14 protein-coding genes are annotated in these 22,720 nt (G+C 33.5%); 6 read left to right on the top strand and 8 right to left on the bottom strand.

Annotated features, from left to right (window positions below; genetic code table 11):
• Positions 1 to 37: 37 nt before the first annotated feature.
• From HNR27_RS01310 to yhfZ, 5 genes are all read right to left on the bottom strand, one after another.
• A complete protein-coding gene (locus tag HNR27_RS01310; RefSeq protein WP_429338487.1) occupies positions 38 to 1,189 on the bottom strand; it encodes a YhfX family PLP-dependent enzyme in 1,152 nt (383 codons plus the stop codon).
• A 14-nt stretch (positions 1,190 to 1,203) separates the two neighbouring features.
• The gene (locus HNR27_RS01305) at positions 1,204 to 2,418 is read right to left on the bottom strand and encodes a phosphopentomutase (protein ID WP_429338486.1); all 1,215 of its coding nucleotides are present in this window, start codon (positions 2,416 to 2,418) and stop codon (positions 1,204 to 1,206) included.
• Positions 2,419 to 2,443: 25 nt separating this feature from the next.
• On the bottom strand, positions 2,444 to 3,544 hold the full coding sequence (locus HNR27_RS01300; protein WP_429338485.1) for an aminotransferase class V-fold PLP-dependent enzyme: 1,101 nt from the start codon (positions 3,542 to 3,544) through the stop codon (positions 2,444 to 2,446).
• Between the two features lie 161 nt (positions 3,545 to 3,705).
• Entirely contained in the window at positions 3,706 to 4,581 is an 876-nt protein-coding gene (locus tag HNR27_RS01295) for a phosphotriesterase family protein (protein ID WP_429338825.1), read from the bottom strand.
• Between the two features lie 80 nt (positions 4,582 to 4,661).
• The gene (gene yhfZ / locus HNR27_RS01290; protein WP_429338484.1) at positions 4,662 to 5,594 is read right to left on the bottom strand and encodes a GntR family transcriptional regulator YhfZ; all 933 of its coding nucleotides are present in this window, start codon (positions 5,592 to 5,594) and stop codon (positions 4,662 to 4,664) included.
• A 358-nt stretch (positions 5,595 to 5,952) separates the two neighbouring features.
• On the opposite strand from yhfZ, the gene HNR27_RS01285 reads away from it, so the two are divergent.
• The 6 genes from HNR27_RS01285 (at position 5,953) to HNR27_RS01260 (ending at position 15,879) form a co-directional block, all read left to right on the top strand.
• Complete coding sequence (locus HNR27_RS01285; protein ID WP_212920440.1) at positions 5,953 to 7,707, top strand: methyl-accepting chemotaxis protein; 1,755 nt, start codon at positions 5,953 to 5,955, stop codon at positions 7,705 to 7,707.
• Positions 7,708 to 8,344: 637 nt separating this feature from the next.
• Positions 8,345 to 9,910 (top strand): glycosyltransferase family 2 protein, encoded by a 1,566-nt coding sequence (locus HNR27_RS01280; RefSeq protein WP_429338483.1) that lies wholly within the window; start codon positions 8,345 to 8,347, stop codon positions 9,908 to 9,910.
• Positions 9,911 to 10,234: 324 nt separating this feature from the next.
• Positions 10,235 to 12,727 carry a CDP-glycerol glycerophosphotransferase family protein gene (locus tag HNR27_RS01275; protein WP_429338482.1) on the top strand — a complete coding sequence of 831 codons (2,493 nt, stop codon included), beginning with the start codon at positions 10,235 to 10,237 and terminating at the stop codon, positions 12,725 to 12,727.
• 196 nt (positions 12,728 to 12,923) lie between these two features.
• Entirely contained in the window at positions 12,924 to 13,928 is a 1,005-nt protein-coding gene (locus tag HNR27_RS01270; RefSeq protein WP_429338481.1) for a glycosyltransferase family 2 protein, read from the top strand.
• Positions 13,897 to 14,331 (top strand): GtrA family protein, encoded by a 435-nt coding sequence (locus HNR27_RS01265; RefSeq protein ID WP_429338480.1) that lies wholly within the window; start codon positions 13,897 to 13,899, stop codon positions 14,329 to 14,331. The genes HNR27_RS01270 and HNR27_RS01265 overlap by 32 nt, the downstream gene beginning before the upstream one ends.
• A 39-nt stretch (positions 14,332 to 14,370) precedes the next feature.
• Positions 14,371 to 15,879 (top strand): DUF6056 family protein, encoded by a 1,509-nt coding sequence (locus HNR27_RS01260; protein ID WP_429338479.1) that lies wholly within the window; start codon positions 14,371 to 14,373, stop codon positions 15,877 to 15,879.
• 103 nt (positions 15,880 to 15,982) lie between these two features.
• Here HNR27_RS01260 and HNR27_RS01255 read toward each other — a convergent pair whose 3' ends face one another.
• The 3 genes from HNR27_RS01255 to HNR27_RS01245 form a co-directional block, all read right to left on the bottom strand.
• Positions 15,983 to 20,713 carry a GW dipeptide domain-containing protein gene (locus tag HNR27_RS01255; RefSeq protein ID WP_429338478.1) on the bottom strand — a complete coding sequence of 1,577 codons (4,731 nt, stop codon included), beginning with the start codon at positions 20,711 to 20,713 and terminating at the stop codon, positions 15,983 to 15,985.
• Positions 20,714 to 21,079: 366 nt separating this feature from the next.
• Positions 21,080 to 21,874, bottom strand: coding sequence for a teichoic acids export ABC transporter ATP-binding subunit TagH (gene tagH / locus HNR27_RS01250; RefSeq protein ID WP_429338477.1), 795 nt, complete (start codon positions 21,872 to 21,874; stop codon positions 21,080 to 21,082).
• A 13-nt stretch (positions 21,875 to 21,887) separates the two neighbouring features.
• Complete coding sequence (locus HNR27_RS01245; RefSeq protein ID WP_429338476.1) at positions 21,888 to 22,712, bottom strand: ABC transporter permease; 825 nt, start codon at positions 22,710 to 22,712, stop codon at positions 21,888 to 21,890.
• Positions 22,713 to 22,720: the final 8 nt, after the last annotated feature.

Below are 22,720 nucleotides of genomic sequence, written 5' to 3'. Positions count from 1 at the left end.
AAATAGAATGCCGATTCCTGTCCCCACACTGTAAATTTTAACGAACCTTATTTCCAGTAGAATCATATATTCCTAGTAGCTCTGGACTTGACTCGAGGCTACCTACAACAGCAAGATGGGCATTCGTAACGAAAATTTGCGTGCGAAATGCATAAATAACCGTATCACCAATGGATACATCTGTTGTATCTAATGTGCCATAATAGTCAATATTCGCGGGATCATTTTCAATTACATCAACACTTTTGATAGTATTTTTATCCGGGGCAACCAGTGCCCTCTCCATACGTGACCTTGGATAAAATCCACCACCAAATACATACGCCTTTTTTTCATATAGATGGGAAACCTCTGACACATACACCATTGCAGGTTTTTCTGGAAACTCACCTGACACATGTAGAGGAGTAGTTCCAGTCAATGCATGCCCAGGCTCACCTTGTGTTGCACCACTTTCCCTTAGTAGCTTCATAGTGGCAGTTGAAGTCGCACTTGGCATATTCATTTCAAGGTCCTTAAACCCTTTTTCCTCTAAAAATGCTTTGGCCTTTTGCATTGATAATACATTTGGAGTTGTCTTAGCTTGACTGTCCTCAATTAGTAAGCAAGGAAAACTTGTTAATCCTGCAATTTCGACCCCTGATAGCTTGGTCAGCTTATCGATGTCTTCATATAGCTGCTTTAGTGTAAAGCCACCTTTTTGACCATCATATAGAAAGTCACCTGACTCCGCTATACGTAGAAAAATTTTTTGCTTCTTGCCAATTTCTAATGCAATTTCACTTATGTTTTTTGCATTTTCATAGCTGAATACTGTAACATAATCAGGATTAACTTCTAGTATTGTACGGATCATATACTTCGGAATCTGCACGAGATGACCTACATGGCCAATTTTTATTCCTTGTCGATGTAATGTCAACGCTTCCCATGGGTCGACTGCTACTGCTTTCTCAATACCTGCTTCCACAATCGCTTTCGAAATGAGTTCATTACGACCGATTTGTTTGGTCATAAATAACAGTTCAATATTCTGTTTTTTGGCTTCTCTAGCTAAAGCTTCGGCATTTTTTCGAACGGTATCCACATCTAGCACATAGGTGTTTGGTGAGATTAGTCCTTCTTGGTGTAGTTCAATTGCTGCATCTATCAATTTTCTATTGTGTTTCATGGTTGCCTGTAAAAACATAGTCTCTCTCCTTTCTATTTCTTCTCAAGTAAAGGAAGAAATGACGTGCCATTTTCCGTTCTATCTAGTCCTAAATAATCCGCGCCAGTCGCAGCAATATCAGAGAGTGTATCTCTTTCTCCGATGGCTACTGACCTAGCCGTATTTTGATAAGCAAGTAAATACGTTTTTTCTCTTGTATGCTGATTATGTCCGATTGTTGGATCATTACCATGATCTGCGCTCATAATTAGTAAATCTTCATCGGTCATCTTTTCAAGCAGTGCAGGTATATACTGATCCACTAGCTCAATTCGGTTTGCATAACGTTCAGGATTTTGTGCATGGCCTGCTAGGTCTGTTTCCTGAACCGTAGCTGCTATTACACCGTGTTCCACATGGTCCATCTCACTAATGATATCTTTCATTACTTGTTCCGTATCGACACCAGGGAACTTTCGAGCTCCTTCACAAAAAATGACATCCTGCATCTTCCCGATAAGTGACACTTCCAATCCTGCTTTCTTAGCTAAGGTTGGTAATTGATAATCTGGTGTTATACCAAATCCTAAATGTCGCACTTGATATCCCCGTTTATATACATTTGACTTCGGTGAGTTTACACCAACTAGACCATCCTCGCGCCTCTCAACCGATTCCTGTAAATGCTCTGGTGTAACATTTTCTCCACCAAGGGCAATGACCCGATTGACCTTAACTGTTTCACGGACAGCCTGACCAATTTTAAGAACCTCATCAAATGGAATATAATCTAAAGGAGCGCTAACATTATAAATTTGTCCATAATCTGTTTCAATATTATCTGCGACAATGACTAGGTCATTCACTAGTAAATATGGTAAATCTTCATTTGGAATTTTAACGTTATAGCCTCTGTTCTCTAATGAATCCTTTACCTCATCAATATTGTCACTAAATGGAGCCATATAGGTTTTCTTCGGCTTGGTACCCATGATTTCATTATGTCCCTCAAAGCTATCCGCACCGTTATGCATTAAATTTAAACATCCATAGCTAGCACTCGGATTGTCGATAGTTTGTAATGTTGGATGATTAATAATCTTATTGATTCCCAGCTTTTCGAAGGTAGGAATCTTTATGGTTGGAACTTTATCTATTATATGATAGAAAGTATTGGCGCCAATGTCCTGTGGATGATAGTCCTTTGCGTCCTCCATATATCCGACACCCAAGCTATCTAATATTAATATGATTACTCTTCTACTCATCATGTCCCTCTCCTCTATGCTTCGACTATTTCTTTGCTTGATGTATGCTGTCTGCTAGAATTCGGATAATGGTATCGGGACCACTTCGTAATGGATTAATTCGGATCATTTTCTTTGCAAGGGACGGATCTGCTGCTAAAAATGTTCCCGAGACTCGGTAGAACATCGGAACAAATTCATACTTCGATTCTGCTCCAATCGGGTTTGGCGCTGCACCAAGCTCCATCGCATGCTCCAGTACACACTCGGCTATTGGCTCTTCAAGCTCGACCAATAATACCTTTGATTGTGCATTGGCTAAAAATGCTTTCTTCACCCCAGGCACTTCACCTTGATTTAGTCTGTTTACTAATTGATCATTTACCTGTGCTTGCGTTGCCAGCATGACTGGTGCATAAATCAAGCCTCGTAATGCTTCCATTGCCTCATGGCCTTGGACCTGGCTTCCTCCCGAGTAGTTAAATTTCTCGATTTTATCTACTAGAGCTGCTTTCCCTATGATTAATCCAATACCCTCAGGACCTAATAACTTAAACAATGAAAATGTAGATAAATCTGCTCCATGCTGTACTCCAACTTTTTCGACCTTCATTGCTGCATAATTGTCATCCGTAATGATTGGTAAGGAAGGGTTTAACGATTTAATGTATTCGATGGTCTTTCCCATATCATAATGATCATCTATCTTTTGACGGGTATATTGAATTAACACGCCTTTTAGTTCGGGATTTTCAAGGATTACCTTTTCAATCGCATCTTTCTTATGGAAATCAGCATAAACCGCACCAATTCCCATCGATTCTATTGTCGTTTTACTAGTTGGATAAATTGGTGCTTCATGCACTAGTATTTTTTCACCCGGTTTTAAAATGCTCATAAATCCGAATCGTAGTGCACCAGTTCCTGCACCACGAACTAATTTTGCTTTTTCCGCACCAAAAAATTCAGCAAGAACCTCCTCTACTTTCTTCGTATAGGTTGGTTTATTTAATCCTTTGACGACACCTAGGTCACCAAGTGACAAAATTTCATTGCCTTGAAAATGTCTCGTAATGACATCGACTAGTGCAAATTGTTTCGCCTGTGCCTGCTCCAAAGAAATACTTTCTAATGGTGTTGTTTCCATCCTGCCACCTACCTTTCATAAAGTGAAACCTCATTCAATAGGGTTTCCCTTCCTCCCCACTGAATGTTAGTAAACGAATCTAGCGTTTACTTGCTGCCAAAGTCCCACTTGCGATTTCTCGATTTCTTTTAAATTCTTCTCGTTAAGGGTCTTTCAGCCAGTTAACCTGCAAAAAATGTGATTGGGTTCCTCATTAATAGCTTTTCAATTGATTCATCGGTAATACCAGTTCTTTCGAGGATTGGAATAAAGGTGTCTAATAAATAGGAATAACCTAGACCACCTTTGTACTCTAGGTGTGACTTTCTCGTAATATCCATAGATAGTACTACTTTATCGATGTAGCCAAGCTCCTGAATTTGTTTCAAAATATCGGCACGAACTTGATCTGGCATGTAATTTTCTTTTCCAATCGTATCAAATTCTACATAGGCTCCTTCTCGAAGCATATGAATGATATAATCAGCATCCCCTGTTAAATCAACATGCCCAATTATTACTCGATTTAAATCAACCCCATTTTCCTTGAAAAAGGCAACTTGCTCATGTCCTAATGTACCTAAGGAAGTATGCGTTGTTATTGGCTTATTGGTTTCCTTGTGAGCAATTACTACTGCTTCGAAAACCTTACGTTCTGCCTCAGTCCATGCATTGTGGCTGGTACCAATTTCACCAATAATTTGTGCTTTTACATCTGTCCCCTTAATTCCTTCCTGTATTTCACGAATCATGCGCTCTGCTAGTTCTTCCTTCGTTTCTCTGAAAACCTGAATTGGATAAAATTTTTCCTGATAAAATCCAGTAGCATGAATAATATTAATGCCACTCTCCTCAGCAACCCTTTGAACAAATGGGATGTTTCTACCCATACCAAAATTCGTTACATCCACAATATTACGTACGCCCTTCGAATACAATTTCTTATATTCTTTGACGGTCTCTTCATAAACATCAAGCTGACAATCCTCATTGCGCTTTACTTCAGAAAGATCTATTGTCGTATGCTCATGCATATACGTTATTCCCTCTAGTAACATATCTCTCACTCTTTTCCTTTTCAGTTGAAACGTTAAGTAGCAATCTAATAGATTACTAGATTACTTGGCAAAGAATTTTTTTAATATCTAGGTATTTTCGTACCTTCTTCTACTTGATTTTGAATGGAGAGGATATCCTCATTTGCAACAGTTCCCCATTTATCTACTATTTCTTCTTTTCTAGCGCCATCAATAACAATAACTGCTTCAGATGTGTCCTTTGAGGTTTTTCTTGCTTCCTCTGATTTAAAGTCAACAAACGTAAACATTTGCTTCAACCGCTTATCATCCATACTCCATACAGCTGCATCTATTTGCTTAGTCTGTAGCATGTCAAAAAGCTGCATATAATTGATATAGACATATTCGACATCCATCCCCTTAAACTCACTGAAGGTCAATTCCTTCTGGTCAGGTGAATCCATATCGACACCAATTCTCATGCCATTGCGTATACTGTCTTCCTCCGAATCAGCTAGGAAAACTTTATGTGCTGAAACATAACTATTCGCCCCTAATCGCTTCATCACCTGTAAACCGGGATATTTCTCTAGGCTATTATTTGCTGTTAATTTCGATACAATTGCAAAGTCACTGCGCTTTGTTCTAACTGCTTCAATCCGGTTTAATCCACCACGCATATACGATAAATTTATCTTTTTACCAGCATTTTCAAAAGCCTCAACCATACCAGTTGCTAACCCTTCATATTTTCTTGAGTATGGAAGTGGCATCGTTCCAATTAATGGCGATATACCAGCAATTTCTTGTAATAGCTCAATATCCTTATCAATTAAAAACGTACCTAGATGCCCCCGCGCTTCTAATCTAATCGCCTTTAACTCTTCTAATAATCCAAGGGCTATTTGAACTGTTCCTCTACCAATCGATAATTTTTCACTATAATCGGCTACTCTTGGAATCTTTTCCCCAATCTCAACATCTAACAATTCCTTTGCAATATTTTTAGCTGTTAGCCCGTTTTTAGAATATAACTTTTCCCACATTGTCATCGATACCTCAACTCAAAATACTATTTTTTGTACACTTATTATAAGCGTTTACATAAGGGAAATCAATGGCCACCACAGGAATCCTAACCTTCTCACTAAGAACAAAATACAATATACTGTACATTTGTATTATAAACTCCTTCACATCATTTTTCAAGTAGGAACGCTGACTCTCGACAGATTTCACCCTTTACCAAATAGAGAAGAACTTGTTTCATTTTCATCTTGTTAAATTTTGTAAAACTCTGTATAATTATCTTGGTTTATAGTAATATAGACCTAGTTGGTCAGATATACGATGCCTTAGATAGAGTCCTTTCCAACTATATACATAAAAAAATTGACAAGTAGGTGCAAAATGAAGAACTTGAAAATCAATTTTAATTCTATTAAATCGAAATTGATTCTTGTTTCAGTAATGCTATTATTAACACCATTAGCAGTATTAGGTATATTTAGTTATCAAAAAAGTGAAAACAGTTTAAATGATCTTGGCGCAACAAACTTAAAAAACAGTGTTGAAATGACTATTGGAATGATAGAAGCCTTGAATGCAGAGGTGGAAATGGGTAAATTGTCATTAGATGAAGCCCAGGAACGTGTGAAGATATTAGTATTGGGAGAAAAACAGGCAGATGGGACTCGGCCAATCAATACGAATATTGATTTAGGAGAAAATGGCTATATTTTTATTCTGGATGATGAAGGCAACCAGATTGCTCATCCTAAATTAGAGGGTCAAAATAGCTGGGATTCAGAGGATCCGAATGGTATCAAGTCCACCCAGGAAATTATAAAACAAGCACAAAACGGTGGGGGATTGACCTATTTTGACTGGCCTCTACCTGGAAATGAAAATCAAATTAAACCAAAAGTCTCCTATTCCCAAAAGGATTCAAATTGGGGCTGGACTGTTGTAGCGGGAACCTACATGATGGATTTCAATAAACCTGCAAATGATTTATTAAAAGTAATTTTGATTGTGGAAGGAATTGCATTACTTGTTGGTATAATTGTTGTTTGGTTATTTGCCAATAATATTTCCAAACCTATCAAAAAGGTCTCCGAGCACATGATGGTCCTTTCAAGTGGTGACCTGACTCAAGAAGAGTTACAGATTAAAACTAAAGATGAGATCGGTCAATTAGGGAATGCTACAAATCAATTGCAATCTAGCTTGAAGAAGGTAATGGAAAATGTTTCTAAGTCTTCAGAGACCTTAACAAGTCATAGTGAAGAGTTAACCCAATCAGCTAATGAGGTAAAGGCTGGATCTGAGCAAGTAGCGGTGACAATGCAAGAGCTAGCATCGGGAACAGAAACTCAGGCAAATAGTGCAAGTGATTTAGCATCATCTATGAGTACATTTGCAATCAAAGTACAAGAAGCAAATGAGAATGGTAGTCGAGTTGAAGACAGTTCTAAAGAAGTCTTAACGATGACTAATGAAGGCTCACAACTAATGAAAGAGTCCACTTTACAAATGAATAAAATTGACCAAATTGTACAAGATGCTGTTCATAAGGTACAAGGGCTGGACAAACAGTCCCAACAAATCTCTAATCTTGTAACAGTAATTAAAGATGTTGCGGAACAAACAAATCTGCTTGCATTGAATGCTGCGATTGAAGCTGCACGGGCTGGAGAACATGGTAAAGGATTTGCCGTAGTAGCAGATGAAGTTAGGAAACTTGCAGAACAGGTATCCGTTTCAGTGACTGATATAACGGATATAGTAACGAATATACAAAATGAATCTAGTGTTGTTGCCGAGTCATTGCAGAATGGCTATCAAGAAGTTAAACAAGGAACAAGCAAAATTGACTCTACTGGTAGAACTTTTAATATGATTAGTGAATCTGTAACAGAAATGGCAAATAACATAACAAAGATAACAGAGAATTTGTCTGATATTGAAGCTAGTACGCAAGAAATGCATAGCTCCATCGAAGAAATTGCATCCATTTCCGAAGAGTCTGCTGCTGGCGTGGAACAAACTTCTGCATCATCCCAACAGACAAGCAGTATTATGATAGAGGTAGCAGAAAGTTCTGAGCAACTTTCAAAATTAGCAGAGGAATTGAATGAATTAGTGCGACACTTTAAATTGTAGGGAACCTATTCCTCTGTTCACAACCACTTTAGAGTTTAATAGATATTAATACAAATAGGCTCCACAGAGCGAACCCTCTGTAGAGCCTATTTTATTCAAAACTGCTTATCCCCTACCTATACCGTTAATATCTTCTAATGCTCTTCAAGGCATCCTTATTATACTGACGCTGCTTTTCCACGATTTCACGAAATATGACATAAAAAATAACAGACAGAATTTGTAATTTACCACAACCAACTTGAAACTAAATAAACACCAAATAATCTTGAAGAGGATTTATTAAATACTTACTATTCCATTACTGATAGAAGTGATTCAAAACCATAACTAAATAGATATTATAATACTTCGGATAAACAACTCTGCAATTCAGTTTATTTTCTAGATTATTTTGTCGTTCAAGAAATTCTCCAATATGAAATGCAATAGAAAAAAACTCATACACATGTGTAGTAATTTATTCTTTTTTCTCGGTTCTCCCCTAGGTTTATTGGAATAATTTCCCTCTCTACAGAGTAGACTCTAAATTTTTAACCTAAATCGAAGAGGTACAAACACCCCCTCCGAATATTCGGCAAGTATCTAGTTCATACTAGAGATAAATTCCAATCCAAACAAGGAGTTTTATAAAATAATGATAAGAATGATTAAGAAATATAATTTGTTGGATAATATGTTATTTATGAATTTCCGTCATCCTAAAAAAAGACCATCTTATGAAATCCATAAACGGGTACCTGACCCAAAGATGGAGTACTTGGTTACAGTAATTACCCCTGTCTATAATGGTGAAAAATTTTTAATTAAGTCGATAGAGTCTGTTATTAACCAATCAATCGGATTTCACCACATAGAGTACATACTGATAGATGACTGTTCCTCCGATCAATCGAAAGAGATTTTACTAGACTATCAAAGGAAATATCAAAATATAACTGTAGTGACATTGGACTGTAATTCTGGATCACCTGGACTCCCTCGTAATATTGGTATCGAATTAGCAAGTTCCCCTTATATCACCTTTTTAGATGCCGATGATTGGCTGGACCCAAGAGGCTTACAGGTATTATATGAAATTTTGGAGGAAACAGGAGACTCCTATGCTGTAGGCAGAACCATTAAGGTGGAAAACACTGGTACCAGAATTATCGGTGAGCACCAATGTTGTAAGGAAAGAAGAAGTGTATCTCCTATTTCCATCCCACATATTTTTAACCATCTTGGTCCCACGGCTAGAATGATCCGAACAAGTTTCATAAAAGAGAAACAAATTCAGTTTCCGGAAATGAAATTTGCAGAAGATAAACAGTTTTTCATGGATGTATTGGCAAAATGTGAAACAATCTCTACAACAACGAAACCAATTTATTACGTTAATCGCTTAAATGAAACAAAGGAGACTCGCTTAACGAATCAAACGAATATATTACAGAAGACTAATTATAACCTTCAAGTCGCTCGTTATATTTTAAATCAAAAATATCATTTAGAACTAGAAAAAATGATTATAAATCGAATTTATGAATTTGACTTATTAAGGGGACTTTTTACTACACCACATTTTCAACAAACGAAATTAAAGCTATTCTACTATATGAAGTTCAAGCAAATATTGAGGACTACTAAGACCTTCAACTATAATTTGTCTGAGAATTTTATACAGCCCATTCATAAGATTATTTTTAATCTTATTCGAGAAGGAAGGTATAGTACGGTTACGAGACTTCTGAACTGGGATCAAGCAGAAAAGGTAAAACAAGTTATCCTTAAGAATAATAAGCCATATCATGTCGTACCTTTTCTAGAAGAAAAATATAAATATATTCCCTTACCATTATATGTCACTTTTTCAGATTATTTCTGCAAAGGCAGTCATTGCCTTCTATATGTAGAGTTATATGGTGATCACATTCATAACATAAATGACGTAATAATTCGGGATTTAAAAAATGCTTATAATGAATTTGTATTACCTGTATCAATCCAAGAAAATGGTAAAGGTATAATAACGTTTCCCTTAGATCAGTTAAATGATCTAGTACCTGCAAATTATTCCATTTTCATTCGGTACAACGATTATATGAAGGTGAATGTTAGACAACTGATGAATAGAGAATTTGTTCACAAGTATGAATCTAGGAAGCTTATATTTTATTGTACGAGTTATTCTAATATTGCGGTTAAGGTGGGCTCATATTAAATTTCAATTTTAAAATCTAATTAAAATATTCCTTTACCTTTCTTTTATTTATCATGGACACCACTCATGACCGAAATAATGATCCTAGTTAAGAATATATTTGGGTTTGCCAACTGAATTTTCGTGATATAATAAAGTTGTAACAGTGTTAGATGTCATATAACAGATTGCAGATATCCTGTTTCTTCTGTTAGCAACTAATTATACCCCACCAAATGGGGTATTCTCTAGTAAGGAATAGACCTCACTCGTACCTAACCTAAGAGGTCTATTTTTTATGTTAATACTTACAATTAAAATTATAATTGATTCTTGGAGGAAACTATGACAATAAGAAAAATTATACAAAAAATTATTCCATACAATATTCGTTTTTTACTAAATCCCCTTTTAAATCATTTAAAACAAAGGAATATCCGATTAAGATCTATATACACAAAGACCTGGGAAGAGTTTCCTATTAACGACCATATTATTTTTTATGAAGCTTATCACGGAAGAAATATTACTGGTAATCCCTATGCTATATTTTCTTATTTAATAGATGATTCAAGATTTAAAAACTTTCAACATATTTGGGCAGTACGAAAAGACACAGTTATCCCAAGTCACGTTAGAAATCTACCAAATGTAACCTTTGTATTATATCAAAGTGTAGAATACGTGAAGTACCTTGCCATTGGAAAATACCTTATTAATGACACATCATTCCCTAGTTATTTTCAAAAAAGAGATGGACAAATTTATGTAAACACTTGGCATGGAACGCCACTGAAAACATTAGGGTTGGATATAAAGCAAAGAGGAGTTGTAGATCACCAAAATATTCAGCGAAACTTTTTATATTCAGATTTCCTCGTAACTCCCAACAGTTTCACTGCTGAAAAACTGCTTAATGCTTTTGATATAAATAATATTTATGGTGGTACGGTGCTTGACACTGGCTATCCCCGAGTCGATTTATTATATAAGGCAGATAAGAATAAGATTAAAAGGGAACTAAATATCCCCTCGCATAAAAAGGTTATTCTTTATGCCCCAACATGGAGAGGTAAAGTCGGAGATGAAGAAGACCAAAGTTTAACATTGAAAAAAAATATTGAAAAAGTTCACCAACATATTAGTAATGATTATATATTATTGTTGAAGTCTCATTACTTTGAAAGTAATCATTTATATGAACAGGGAAATACATTCACTTCAGTCCCTAATTCGATGGATAGTAACGAACTATTAAGTATTGTTGATATTCTCATTACAGATTACTCCAGTATATTTTTTGAATTTCTACCTACGGAGAGACCAGTAATTTTTTATACAGATGATTTGAAAGAATACGAAAGAGATCGTGGCTTATACATTCCTATGCAAAATCTTCCTGGGCCTTTGTGTCAAGACATTGAGGAAGTTATTAATTGTATTAATGATATAGAACAAGTAAAAAGTATTTACAGAAGTGAATATGATACCTTTTTAAAAAGGTATTGTTATCATGACGATGGTCAAGCCACTACTCGATTTGTGGATACTGTTTTTTTTCAAAGACCAACTGAAAATACTTATAAAGCTGAAACAAACAAGAAAAAGTTATTAATTTATGGAGGAGGATTCCTAAATAATGGAATTACTTCCTCTATTATAAGCTTATTAAATTCAATTGATTATGATAAATATGATATAACCCTAATCGACCACGGTACTAATAAAAATAAAATTAAATGGGCAAATATGGAGAAAGTGAATAAAAATGTACACCATATTTTTCGTGGAGGGACTTGGAATGCATCCTTACTTGATATATTCCGACACACATTATTTCTTTACACTGGAAATAAAAAGTATGCTCCTGTTCATATCTATGAAAGAGAATATAGTCGAATAGTAGGACTCTCAAAATTCGATATAGGGATTGACTTTGGAGGGTATAATCCATTCTGGTCTTCTTTTTTCGCATATGGAAAATTTAAAAAGAAATGTATCTACCTCCATTCCGATATGGAAAGGGAAGTGAATAAAAAAATAAATAATAAATATCCTCATAAACGAAATCTGGGAGTTATTTTCTCCTTATATAATCAATTCGATAAAGTATTGTCCGTATCTGAATTAACTCATAATAAAAATTTAAAGAATCTAGAAAAATATGTTAATCACAAATCAAAGATGGATTATGTCATTAATCCAATTGATTATAAGAGGATCTTCTCACTTCGAAATAATAATGTTCAATTTGAAAATAAGGAAAAAACGGAATCTACAAGTTATCGAGGAGATATTCAAGAAGGCTTTCCATTTCCTGATAACAAACATGTTAATTTCATTACTATTGGTAGGCTCAGTCCTGAAAAGGATCATCAAAAACTAATTAAAGCTTTTACTCAGGTATCAGCTGTCCATAATCACGTAAGATTATATATAGTAGGAGATGGATCCTTGAAAAAAGATTTAATACAGTTAGTTCAGGAATTAAACATTGAAGATAAAATCATCTTTACCGGACATTTAGAAAACCCGTATCCATTATTAGACCATTGTGACTGCTTTATACTATCGTCTAATTATGAAGGACAGGGAATTGTGCTGCTAGAAGCGTTAATTTTAGGTTTGCCAGTTATTTCAACCGACATTCCAGGACCTAGAAGTATCATTGAGGATAGTGGTTTCGGTATGACCGTAGAAAACTCAGTTTTCGGGTTAGTTGAAGGGATGAACGCGTATTTGAAAAACAATAATCAAATGAACAATCAATTTGACTATAAAGCATATCAAAACAAAGCGATGAACATGTTTTATGAGAAAGTTTGTCAATTAAATTAAATTTTCAAAGGTTTAGAAACATAATTAGTTATATAATAAACTTGAAATACTCTAAGTCTAATTTTATCTTTTTCAAAACTATTTATTTAAGAATTACAAAATATCCCTGAAAATTCTTCTTAATAATTACTTTCTATGATAAAATTACTACTTAAGATTATCATTTAATATCAGTTGGTGGAGTTGACCGTAAATTATGCTAATATCAATCTTAATACCTTGCTATAATGAAGAAGAAACATTGATTGACACGTACTCACATTTAACAAAAGTTCTTTCAAACGATTCTAAAAATAAAAATTATGAATATGAGCTAATATTTATTAATGATGGAAGTCGTGACGATACCTTAACTCTTATCGAAACAGTAGCAAATAAAGATGGTAAGGTTAAATATATATCGTTTAGTAGAAACTTCGGAAAAGAGGCAGCAATGCTAGCTGGGTTAAAATACAGCTGTGGAGATGCCGTTATTTTTATTGATGCTGATTTACAGCATCCTCCTGAATTAATTCCCGAAATGATAAATTATTACATGCAGGGATATGATCAAGTTATCGCCAAAAGAAATCGAACTGGAGAAAAGTTAATACGTAAAAATATATCAAAACTATATTATCGTTTAATTAATAAAATTGTAGATGTAGAACTAATTGATGGTATTGGTGATTTTCGCTTATTAAGTTCTAGGGCAGTAGAAGCACTATTATCTCTTCCAGAATATAATCGATTTTCAAAAGGTCTATTCTCCTGGATTGGATTTAAAGAAAAAGTTATAAGTTATGAAAATATCGAGAGATCTGCAGGAGAAAGTAAATGGAACTTTAAAAGCTTAATTAATTATGGAATAGATGGGATATTATCATTTAATAATAGGCCATTGAGAACCATTATATATTTCGGATCAATAATAACACTCTTTGGTTTACTATATATTATTTATTCTTTTACTAGTATAATGTTGTTTGGGATTGATCAGCCAGGATACTTCACCACTATTTCTGCAATATTATTAATTGGAGGAATTCAGTTAGTTTGTACCGGAGTAATTGGTGAATATATTGGAAGGATTTATTACGAAGTTAAAAACCGCCCTAAATTTATAGTACAAGAAACAAACATTAAAAAGACACATAGTAAAAATAACTCTAGAACCGAGATGAAGAGAGATGTTGAAAAAGATATATCTACTACTGAATAAATATAAAACTTTTATTCGTTTTGTCATAGTGGGCTTTATTAATACTTTTAATTATTATATTATTTATTTATTTTTTTTAGTGATTATAAATAGTCCATATATTATAAGTCACTCTTTAGGTTATTTAATTAGTATGGTAGGATCATTTTACCTTAATTGCTATTTTACTTATAAAACGAAACCTACACTTAAAAAGTTTCTACAGTTCCCTTTAACTTATATCGTGAATTATTCAGTTACTACTTTTTCTTTGTTTATATTTGTTGATCTACTTAATTGGGGTGAATTTTTTGCACCTTTATTAGCATCAATCATACCTATTCCATTTACATTTATTTTATCTAAGTGGATATTAACGAATAAAAATATTCGAAGCTCGACTAAATTGGAAAATAGTAATTGACATTCTATTTGGAACATACAGAGAGGCATGTTATAAAATATGATGAAAAATTTGATAAAACAAAATAAATATTCAATGGCTTTCATTTTCGTTGTTTTTACCTATTTTGCTTTAATAGCATACTTGACCCCTTTATCAGGAGATGATTGGACTTGGGGTAGTTCTACTGCCATTTCATGGTTAAATAATTGGTTTGATGGCTACAACGGGAGATATGCTGGTAATTTATTTGTAATGTTATTAACTAGAATCGGTTGGCTAAGAGTCTTGCTCAAAGCTCTACTGATTACACTTCTTATTCTCTTGATGGTAAAGCAGGGAGAAAATAGAACAAAAAATAGTTACTTACTAGCTTTTATTCTAATCTTATTAATACCCGTTAACATTTTTCAGCAAACTATTTCCTGGACTGCAGGATTTGCTAATTATGTACCAGCTACCATAGCTGTTATAGTTTTTTTCATATTAATTAAAGATATCTTTAAAGAAAAAAATTGTATTCCTAATTATCGAAATTGGTCAATATATTTATTTGCAATACCTTTTTTAATTATTTCCCAGCTTTTTATAGAAAATATAACTTTATATTTTGTTGCCAGTTCTATACTTGTAATGATATATACATTCATTAAGTATAAAAAAATATTTATGTTTCACTTCATAATGCTAATTTCAACTATAGCTGGCGCACTTATAATGTTTTCAAATAGTGCCTATTCTTCGATTGCAAATGGAAATGATGAGTATAGTGCCAGAACAATAACTGTTGCAAGTGAATCTACAAACATGTTTAAGTATGCTTTTGATGTTTACTCAGAGCAGATGTATAGATTACTTTTTATGAACAATACTTTCTTAAACATTTTACTATCAATAGTTTGTCTTATTATAATCAACAAAAGCAGTAAGAAAACCTTTAAAACATCTTTGCTAATTTTGTTCGTTTCTTATTCTCTGTATAAACCTATTGTAATTGACATGCTGCAAGTTAATATCTTTGGAAATTATACAAATGAATTTGAAGCCATTTACTCTATTTTATTCTTTATAGGCTTAGTATTAACAGTGTTTATTTATATTGATGTTCCTGTACTAAAAAATAAGATTCTATGGTATTTATTATCCATATTAATATTAAGTGGTCCACTATTATATGCTCAGCCTTTTGGACCCAGAAACTTTTTCACTCAATATATCTTATTCTCAATAATAGTAATAGAATTGATTTACTATATACGCTCATATTTAAAGATAAAATTAGAGCCACAAGTTATTCGTAAGACGTTAATAGTTTCTTCTATTATCGTTATGAGTGTTTATATTTTTGCTTTTGTCCAAATACGTGTTTCGGCTAATGAACGATTAGAAATCATAAAACAGAATTTAGAAAATAATGAAACACAGATTCAAATTTCAAAACTTCCATACTCTCAGTTTATTTGGAGGGGGGACCCTTCTCAACAACAAATAAGATTTAAAAACCTATATAAGATACCTCGTGATGTTGAATTGATTGAAATAAACTATAATGACTGGATAAAGAAATAAGTTGCTTCTCTTTAATGAAGAAAAATAAAACTGCAATACTACAGTTCAACCGGTAGTATTGCAGTTTTTAATTTCTTATTTTTTACATATATAGTTCTATAAGCTACTTAAATTTAGGAATTTCTAGGGTTAAGCTATATCCATTTAGTAAACTCAATAATTCATACATTCTTGAAGTTTGCTTATATGCCCATCCTATATCTGTTGCATATTGATGAGAAGCATAACCATTAGTATTAGCAAAGTCAGGATTCCAACGCATTTTATATAATGTATCCTGTCCTTTTTTAATATACAAATTTCCAATAAACTCAGCTCCTCCAATTATAGCAGCCTCTGGTGTAAACCAACCAGCTTCATAAGCATACTTAGCGCCACAATCCAAAGGACAGGAATCCTTAGCATTTATACCATACATATTATAAACAGTTTTTCCATTATAATTAACTCCTGTTGCCAACTTAGAAGTACCATTTCCTGTTTCTAAAAGGGCATGAGATATTAAATAAATTTCATTAACACCATATAATTCCGCAGCCCTCACAAACGTCTGAGCTTGTCCAGATAGTATCCCTTTATTCTTAAGGATCTTCTCATTTACTTCAGCAACATCAACATATGAACTCTGTGATAGTTTCATAAATTGCAATGAACTCTGAGTATTATTAGTGAAATTTGAACTATTTATATAATATTCAAGATCAGCTCTATCTGGTAATACCCATCCCGAAGTATAACTAACATGGTACCAAGTATAACCATCTAATCCTTTTTCACTTGAATATAAGTTTAGAACCGTACCGGGCTGTACTTTTCCACCCTCGGCATAATCAGTTCCAGGACCTCTTCTGAGTTTCCATACATACTCATTGACAGTTCCTTTACCACTACCAACGCTTTTAAAAGCATCCTCACGGATCCAAAGTTTATACCTCTTGTCAGTTTGTGGTATGGCCTTCATTTGAATATCCGCAAATTGTGAAAGCGTTAAATCATAATTCGTATAAACCATATTAATTTCTTGCTTAACTAGATAACTTTCATGTATAAAAACTGCTTTACCACTTAGTATACCTCGGTACCAAGTATTATTTCCGACTTTTTCTGTTAAAGTAACCTTAAAGGGTTGTGCTTTATACAAGGAAAGATCTTCATAGACTAAATCTTTTGAACCACCCCATGCTTTACTATAGGCGCTTCCAGTTCCCTTTATAAAAAATACCTTTTCTTCTCTACTAATTGTTGTATGGTCATACGTAGATAAATCACTTGATTTCACCCAACCAACAACACCAGAAACACTACTTGGTTCAGTACTTATCAAATAAAATAGATCATCACCAATTTTAGCCTGTCTCTTTATATAGTAAACAGCATTAGTATAAGTTGCTCCAGCACTAAATGAAGTAGAAGGAACACCAAGCTCCTTGAAGATTACTACACCTGAATTTCTTATATGCCCTAATTTACTTATTGTACTCTCTTCATTAGTAGTTAGATAGCTCTCATGTATAAACACGGCTTTACCGTTTAAAGTTCCTCGGTACCAAGTGTTGTTGCCCACTTTTTCTGTAAGATTTATTATGAATTGCTGGGACTTATAAATTGATAAATCTGAATATACTGCGTCCTTTGAACCACCCCATGCTTTACTATAGGCGCTTCCTGTCCCTTTTATATACAGTATTTTTTTTGACTTATCGATAGTTGTGTGGTCATAAGATTTCAGGTCACTTTCTTGTACCCATCCAACTAATCCAGTTATACTACTAGGTTCCTTACTAATTAAATAATAAGTAATTCCATTTATCTTAGCCTGCTTTTTAACATAGAAAACCGTGTCAGTAAATTCCGTTCCCGCCGTGAATGATGGTGAATCTGGATCTAAACTAGTATATATCTTAGCATCTGAACTACGTATTTGACTTAACTTACTAGTAGAAAACTCTACACTATTTACTAGATTACTAGATTCAATAAACACTGGGTTACCATTTAAGATACCTCTGTACCATGTCTCCATGCCAACACGTTCTGTAAGAAGCACTCTAAACTCTTGATACTGATATATTGATAAATCTGAATATACCGCGTCCTTTGATCCACCCCATGCTTTACTATAGGCTGTACCTGTACCCGTGATATATAATATTTTCTCTGATTTATCAATTGTTGTATGGTCTCGACTTTCTAAATCGGTTGATTTTACCCAGCCAATAACTCCACTCACACTACTTGGTTCTTTACTAATTAAATAATAGAGTTCATCACTTATTGTTGCTTGCTTTTTAATATAGAATACTTCATTTAAATAAGCTTCGCCTGCATTGAATGATGTTGTGGGGTCTACTAGCTCTTTATAAATTTTAACCTCAGAACTTTTTAATTGTCCTAGTTTACTAGTTGCACTTTCTTCTTTTGTTGTTAAATAGTCTTCATGAATAAATACATATTCTCCATCTAATAAGCCTCGATACCACGTCTCATTTCCAATACGTTCTGTAAGGTGAATCTTAAATTCTCGAGATTTATAGGAAGATAAGTTTCCATATACTATATTCTTTGATCCACCCCATGCTTTATCATATGCAACGCCTGTACCCTTTATATACAATATCTTGTCCGACTTATCTATCGTTACATGATCCCGACTGTCTATATCCGTAGACTTTACCCAGCCTATTACTCCGTTCACACTACTTGGCTCTCTACTAATTAAGTAGTAGCCTTCATCATTTATGGTTGCTTGCTTTTTAATATAGAACACTTCACTTAGTAAGGTTTCATCTGCTTTAAATGCTGTTGTGGGATCTACTAACTCTTTATAAATTTTAACCTCAGAACTTTTTAATTTTCCTAGTTTACTAGTTGCACTTTCTTCTTTAGTTGTTAAATAGTCTTCATGAATAAATATAGCTTCTCCATTTAAGAATCCTCGATACCATATCTCATTTCCAACGAGTTCCGTAAGGTGAATTTTAAATTGCTGCGACCTATATGGGGACAAATCTTCATATACTGTGTTCTCGGATCCACCCCATGCCTTATTATAAGCAGAACCTGTTCCTGTAAAATGTAATGTTTTATCCAACTTATCAATTGTTACATGGTCCTGGCTGTTTATATCCGTAGATTTTACCCAGCCTATTACTCCGTTCACACTACTCGGTTCCCTACTAATTAAGTAATAGAGTTCATCATATATTGCTGCTTGTTTTTTTATGTAGAAAACCTCGTTTAAATAGGTGCTACCTGCATTAAATGCAGTTGATGTATCTACTAGCTCTTTATAAATCTTCACTTCAGAACCTTTCAAATGTCCTAATTTACTAGTTGCACTTTCTTCTTTTGTTGTTAAGTAACTTTCGTGGATAAACACAGTATTTCCATCTAATATACCGCGATACCATGTATTATTTCCTACTTTTTCGGTAAGAATAACCTTAAACTCTTGTGATTTATAAATGGAAAGATTAGGATATACTGCATCCTTACTTCCTCCCCATGCTTTACTATAGGCACTACCCGTACCTTTTACATAAAAAGACTTAGATTCTTTACTAATAGTAACATGATCATAAGTTGTTAGATCCTTTGAGTTTACCCAACCCACTACTCCGTTTGTACTACTAGGTTCCTTACTAATCAAATAAAATATTTGACCGTTTACTTCAGATTGTTTTTTAATATAGTAAACTGCATTTGTATATGTTTCACCAGCCTCAATATATTCTTGTTCAGGGCCCAGACTTTGAAAAATTTTAACCATTGAATTTCGAATATGGCCAAGTTTACTAATAGTTGTTTCTTTACCAAAAGATAGAAAATCTGATTTAATAAAAACTGCCTTTCCGTCTAAGTAGCCTCGATACCATATCTCATTTCCAACGCGTTCCGTAAGATGAACCTTAAATTCTCGTAACTTATATGTAGATAAATTGCTAAATACTGTGTTCTTGGATCCACCCCATGCTTTATTGTAAGCCAATCCTGTACCAGTAATGTATAATACTTTGTCTAATCTATCTATCGTAGAATGGTCTCGACTTTCTACATCACTCGACTTTACCCAGCCTATTACTCCGTTCACACTACTGGGTTCTTTACTAATTAAATAGTAGAGTTCATCATTTATCGTTGCTTGCTTTTTAATATAAAATACTTCATTTAAATAAGTTTCTCCTGCGTTAAATGAAGTTGATGGTTCAACCAATTGCTTATAGATTTTTACTCCTGAACTCTTTAAATGCCCTAGTTTACTAGTAGCATTTTCTTCCTTCATTGATAAATTGCTTTCGGAAATAAACACTGTCTTTCCATCTAAGATACCACGATACCATGTTTCATTTCCCACACGTTCTGTAAGGTGAATCTTAAATTCACGAGATTTATATGGAAATAAGCTTCCATATACTGAGTTCTTTGATCCACCCCATGCTTTATTATAGGCTGTTCCTGTACCAGTGATATATAAAATCTTCTCAGATTTATCAATTGTTACATGGTCTCGACTTTCAATATCAGTAGATTTTACCCAGCCTATTACTCCATTCTGACTACTCGGCTCTTTACTAATTAAATAGTAGAGTTCATTATTTATTTTAGCTTGCTTTTTAATATAGAACACTTCATTTAAATAGGTTTCTCCTGTATTAAATGATGTTGAGGAGTCCGCTAGCTCTCTATAGATTTTCACCTCAGAACTTTTCATATGTCCTAGTTTACTAGTATTAGCATATTCAATAGAATCTGCATTCACTATTGAACTAGAAGCATTAAAAGCTACTAAGGTAATTAATGTTACTACAAACATCAATATTGATTCCTTTTTCATTTGAAACCTCCAATGTCTAGATTAATTAGATTTAATAAGGATTCACAAAATATATAACTTTTATCTCCACAATTTAATAGTTACTCTGACCGAGTAATAGACAATTAGTATCTACATTATTATATAATACATTAACAAAATCATAATTTGAAGGTAAAAAGAAGAAATCTGTCTATTTTAGATGGTTCCATATAATGTAAAGCAGATTTTGTCTTTTAAATATATTGATAGAGGCAGTCTGGAAACTCTCTAAATATAGATAAATAACTACTTACCTATACATCTAAAGCATAATCTCGAAAAAGAAATAAATAAAAAAATCAGCTGATAATATACTGATATCTCAACTGATAATTGTAAATAAAGTTATTTTTTACTATTTCTAAGTTTGATCACTTTATCTCTATATTCCTCTTTTTCTTTATTTGACATCTTTTTAAAATCCCTTAAAAATCCTTCATATTTCGGAATGACCTCTTCTACTGTTCCAAATTCTCTTACCGTTCCATATTCAAGCCATAATATTTTCTCGCAAAATTCTTTCATTTGTCCTAGGGAGTGGCTTACAAAAATCATAGTTTTACCTTGTTCTTTAAATTCCTTCATCTTGTTCAAGCTTTTTTCAGCAAAAGATTTATCCCCGACAGACAACGCCTCATCTATAATTAGTATGTCCGGATTAATACTCACTGAGATGGCAAAACCCAATCTTGACTTCATTCCACTTGAATAAGACTTGACAGGCTGATCAATAAACTTACCCAACTCAGAGAATTCGATTATCTTAGGTTCTAATTCACTTATTTCCTTCTTATTAAATCCAAGCATTAGACATTTTAATTCTATATTATCTCGACCAGTCAGCTCTCCCTTAAGGCCAGAAGATACTGCAATTAACGATGCTTGGCCATTAACCTTTACTTGGCCACTCGTTTCTGGAACAATTCCTGCAATAATATTGGATAAAGTGGATTTCCCAGAGCCATTTATTCCTAAAAAGCCGATTATATCCCCTTTTTCCGCTTCAAAACTTACATTGGACAGTGCGTAAAAGTCCTCACCAATGCTTTTAGGAGAAATCAAGTCTAGAATTCTCTCCTTATTATTTTTATATAATTTGTACTTTTTAGTAATGTTCCTTACAATTATAGCTTTTTCCATTCAATCACAACCATTACAAGTAGTCTATAAAATGTCTTCTAAATTTCATGTGTAGTATTGAACCAAACAAAAACAAAATAAGTGTTAGACCCCAGAAATACAAAGTATATTGCCATTCATCTACTATATACCATCCAGTACCAAACAATGCTGCTCTATATCCCTCTATTAAATAATACAATGGATTAAGTTTCAATACTATTTGAACCCAATTGTTACTAATTATTTCTGATATTGGCCACAATATTGGCGTCAAATATAACAGCATTCTTAATGTTGCATTTAAAAGCATATGGACGTCTCTTATAATAGTGGATAGTGTAGAAGTAATTAAAGATATCGAAAACACTAAAAAAAATGCTGCAAAAATAAAATAAATTAACTGTAAGTAATAAATATTGATATAAAAACCCATAAAATGCAATATTATTATTGTTGCTAAAAGCATAAATAAATGAATATATAACTGAGAAAATATTACTATATTAGGAATGACGCTCATCGGGAAATTCATCTTTGAAAGTAATCTTAAACGTGAATAAATTGATTTTGAACCTTGGATAGTAGATTGATAAAAGAATATCCATAATATAAAGCCTCCTAATAACCAGGCTATAAACGGCACACCTATTTCACCATTAACATTTATTTCCGCTCTTTGACGAATACTTCCAAAAACAAACCAATAGATAAGTATCTGTATTAATGGATTAATTATTTCCCATGACGTCCCAAGATAGTTGCTCTTATTGTTACTTTTCAATTCGTATAAAGATAGTCGCCTTGTTAAATAAAAATTATCTATCTGTTCTTTAATAACTTTCAAAGCATATTTCATAATAATTC

This window comes from Ornithinibacillus bavariensis, assembly GCF_050433565.1.
Taxonomy (GTDB): domain Bacteria; phylum Bacillota; class Bacilli; order Bacillales; family Amphibacillaceae; genus Ornithinibacillus; species Ornithinibacillus bavariensis.
This window is presented reverse-complemented; position numbering and strand designations above follow the sequence as displayed.